Annotated in this window: 3 protein-coding genes; 2 read left to right on the forward strand and 1 reads right to left on the reverse strand. The window is 65.0% G+C overall.

What is annotated here, in order from left to right; all coding sequences use genetic code 11:
- Positions 1 to 217: 217 nt before the first annotated feature.
- Positions 218 to 2,602 carry a TonB-dependent receptor gene (locus ACCC94_RS28265; RefSeq protein ID WP_413352906.1) on the forward strand — a complete coding sequence of 795 codons (2,385 nt, stop codon included), beginning with the start codon at positions 218 to 220 and terminating at the stop codon, positions 2,600 to 2,602.
- Positions 2,603 to 2,647: 45 nt separating this feature from the next.
- On the opposite strand, the gene ACCC94_RS28270 is transcribed toward ACCC94_RS28265, so the two are convergent.
- A complete protein-coding gene (locus ACCC94_RS28270; RefSeq protein WP_413352907.1) occupies positions 2,648 to 2,962 on the reverse strand; it encodes a putative quinol monooxygenase in 315 nt (104 codons plus the stop codon).
- A 322-nt stretch (positions 2,963 to 3,284) separates the two neighbouring features.
- Between ACCC94_RS28270 and ACCC94_RS28275 the strand changes: the two genes are divergently transcribed.
- The coding region (locus ACCC94_RS28275; protein ID WP_413352908.1) for an AraC family transcriptional regulator N-terminal domain-containing protein at positions 3,285 to 4,057 on the forward strand (773 nt) is incomplete at its 3' end.

Here is a 4,057-nt window from a genome sequence, read left to right on the forward strand (position 1 = left end):
CTCGCGAACAGCTTCCCCGGCGGCTCCACGGTTGGGCGGTTCGCGAGCAAGCTCGCTCCTACAGGTACGGAAAACCCGCAGAGCCGGCTGTCTCGCAAGAAAATGGAAATTTTTTGCATTGACCACTGCAAGGTTTGCCGGGCCGTTTCGTCGTAGGCAGGAACGCGAAGAATTCTCAATACGCGAACCTGTCCACACAAGAACGGATTTCACCCGCATGCATTACCGTCCTTCCCCGCTGCACCGCGCGCTATTGCTGGCCTCCCTGCTCGGCGCCGGCGCTCCCCTGGCCCACGCGGCCGGTTCCGCCGCCGTCGAGCTGCACATCGCTCCGCGCAGCCTGGACAGCGCGCTGACCCAGTTCGCCGACCAGGCCGGGCTGCACCTGCTGTTCAACTCCGAGGACATCCAGGGCCTGCACAGCGAAGGGCTGGACGGCACCTTCAGCACCGAAGAGGCGCTCAACCAGCTGCTCTCCGGCAGCGGCATGAGCTGGCGCTTCACCGACGAGCGCACCGTGCTGCTCAAGCGCGAGCAGGACGACTCCGCCGCCCTCAGCCTGGCGCCGATGCAGATCAGCGTGGCGGCGCGCACGCCTACCGAGATCAGCTCGATTCCCGGCACCGTCTGGGTGGTCGAGCAGACCCAGCTGCGCGAACAGCTGGACACCGGCGTCAGCCTCAAGGAAGCGGTGGGCAAACTGGTCCCCGGTCTCGACCTGGCGCCCGAAGGCCGCACCAACTACGGCCAGAACATGCGCGGGCGCAACGTGCTGGTGATGATCGACGGCGTCAGCCAGAACAGCTCGCGCGGCCTGTCGCGGCAGTTCGACAGCATCTCGCCGTTCAACGTCGAGCGCATCGAGGTGCTCTCCGGCGCCAGCGCCATCTACGGCGGCGGCGCCACCGGCGGCATCATCAACATCATTACCAAGAAGGGCGCGGCCGGCGATACGCGCTTCGAGACGCAGCTGGGCGCCAGCAGCGGTTTCAACAACAGCGACGACCTGTCGACCCGCGCCGCGCAGTCCATCAGCGGCGGCAACGACAGCGTGGTCGGTCGCCTGGGCGTCTCGGCGGAGAAGAACGAAGCCTTCTACGACGGCGCCGGCAACCAGATCTTCATCGACAACACCCAGACCGACCTGCAGTACAACCGCACCGTCGACGTGATGGGCAACCTCACCGCGCAGTTCACCGACGAGCAGAGCCTCGACCTGCTGGCCCAGTACTACGACTCGGGCAACGACGGCAGCACCGGTATCTACTTTCCCAACCTGAAGTACCAGGCGCCGTCGGACCTGGAAGATGCGCAGATCCGCAGCGGCATGGACACCGACCTCGAGCCGCGCACCCGCCGCGTTCTGCTCAACGCCAACTACCACCACAGCAACCTGCTGGAGCAGGACTTCTACCTGCAGGCGTACTACCGCAAGGAAGACGACAACTTCTACCCCTTCCCCTACTACAACACCGGCAAGCCCACCGGCTCGAAGGGCGTGTACTTCGCCGCCTCGCAGCAGAACTTCGAGGTCAGCGGCCTCAAGGGCCTGTTCAGCAAGCAGTGGGATTCGCTGAAGTTCACCTACGGCGTGGACTTCGACCATGAGCGCTTCAATGCCGAGCAGAAGGTCTTCGACCAGCGCCTGTCCTCCGAGAGCGGCGGCCTGGACCTGGAAACCGCCAGCAGCGCGCCGCGCTACCCCAGCTACACCGTCGACGGCCTGTCTTTCTACGGCCAGCTGGACTGGAAGGCCACCGACAACCTGACTATCTCCGGCGGTGCGCGCCATCAGAAGATGGATGTCGAGGTGGATGACTTCAAAGGCGTGCCCGGCGGCAGCAACGACTACCAGGTCAACCTGTTCAACCTCGGCGCGATCTACGACTTCAAGAACGGCCACCAAATCTGGTCCAACTACAGCGAGGGCTTCGACCTGCCCGACCCGGCCAAGTACTACGGCAAGGCCGGCCTGTCGGTGGACGACAACCCGCTGGCCGGGATCAAGAGCCGCCAGGTCGAGACCGGCTGGCGCTACAGCGACATGCAGTGGCAGACCCAGGCGGCGGTCTATTACATCTGGTCGGACAAGATCATCACCACCGACCAGGCGACCCTGACCATCGACGTGCAGGACCAGAAGAGCCGCGACTTCGGCTTCGAGGGCGCGGTCACCCGCTACTTCGAGAATGGCTGGCAGGGCGGTACCACGCTGCACCTGGTGCGCTCGGAAGAAGAGGATGCCGACGGTGACTGGATCAAGCGCGATGCGCGCTATGCGTCGCTGTCCAAGTCCACCGCTTTCGTCGGCTGGGGCGATGGCGAACGCAGTGCCCGCCTGCAGGCCCAGCACGCCTTCAACCTGAAGGACGACTCGGACCACGAGATCGACGGCTACACCACCTTCGACCTGATGGGCGAGCAGAAGACCGGTTTCGGTACCTTCAGCGCCGGTATCCAGAACCTGCTGGACAAGCAGTACAGCACCGTCTGGGGCCAGCGCGCCGCGCTGTTCTATTCGCCGACCTACGGGCCGGCTTATCTGTACGACTACCAGGGCCGCGGCCGTACCTTCACCCTGGGCTGGAGCCTGGAGTACTGAGGGCCTGAAAGCTCCCTACCTGAAAAACTCTCTACCCAGAAAGACTCAGGCCACCTTTCCGGTGGCCTGATCGGGGGTTTCCACTATGCCGCCGCCAAGGCTTCGACAGTGGCATAGAAGCACTTCGCCGAGCAGCTGCAACGAGGGCGTGGCGAAATAGTCCAGCAGCGCCTCCTCGTCCTTCCAGCTGCCCTGCAGCAGCCACGGCTGGCCGTTCTCGCGGGTCACCAATTGGCAGCGCAGGCATCCCGGCGCGCGGCGTGCGCCGTCGATCAGGTTGTCGATCAATGCGCCCAGTTCCGCCTCGTGCCCCCGCCGGGGATGGATCTGCAATTCGTGTTCGATGGGTTGCCAGTGCATGTCCTGTCCTCCGCGTTCCAGGAAGAAGTCCGAGGTGGCTCCTCGGACGACTGACAGGAAGATTACGGCCCGGCCAGGACCGGGCGTTATCCGGATGCTGTCGCCTTCTTGCCTGATCCTGCGGGACGTTCGCCATGCTCTGAAATCGGGCGTTTGCGCGCCGTTTCCAGCCATTGCACCGCCACGGTGCGCGACCCGATGCCGGGATGGCTTGTCCATTCCTGCCGATTGCTTGCCTGATCCTCCAGCGGCTGCCTTACTGTCACACGCGCGCATGTGCCGTGGGCGTAAGCTTCGTGCGCCGCCACTGGAGGTCCCGTGCATGTCCCAGTCCGTTCCCGCCTTTGATCCCATTGCCGCCGGCCGCCAGGAACTGGCCGACATCATCCAGCGCCATTGCCAGGGTGAAGGTGTCTTCGAAACCGCCATCGATTCGCTGCTGGTCGCGCGCAACGACAGCCCCAGCGAAGGCCGCATGCCGACGCTCTACCGCCCGGCCCTGTGCGTGATCGCCCAGGGCTGCAAGGAAGTGCGGCTGGGCAGCGAGGTCTATCGCTACGACGAGCTCAACCTGCTGGTGGTGTCGGTGACGCTGCCGGTGTCCGGCCAGGTCATCGAGGCCTCGCCGGACAAGCCCTACCTGTCCATCCGCCTGGACATCGACCCGGGCGAGCTGACCCGGCTGATCGCCGAGGCGGGCCTTGCCGGCAGTGCGCCGCGCCCGGCCAGCCGGGGCATCTACCTGCAGCGCGTGGATTGCACCGTGCTCGACGCCCTGCTGCGCCTGATGCGTCTGCTGGATACTCCGCGGGACATCGAGATGCTGGCGCCGCTGTTCGTCCGCGAGATCCTCTACCGCCTGTTGCGCGGTCCGCAGGGCCACCTGCTGCACGACCTGGCGATGACCGACAGCCAGACCCATCGCGTTACCCGTGCCATCGAGTGGCTCAACCGCAACTACGACAAGTCCCTGCGCATCGAGGACCTGGCCCGCGAGGTGAACCTCAGCGTGTCCACCCTGCACCACCGTTTCAAGGAAGTGACCGCCTTGAGCCCGCTGCAGTACCAGAAGCAGCTGCGCCTGCAGGAAGCGCG

Source organism: Pseudomonas sp. Pseusp97, from assembly GCF_047304025.1.
GTDB lineage: Bacteria > Pseudomonadota > Gammaproteobacteria > Pseudomonadales > Pseudomonadaceae > Pseudomonas.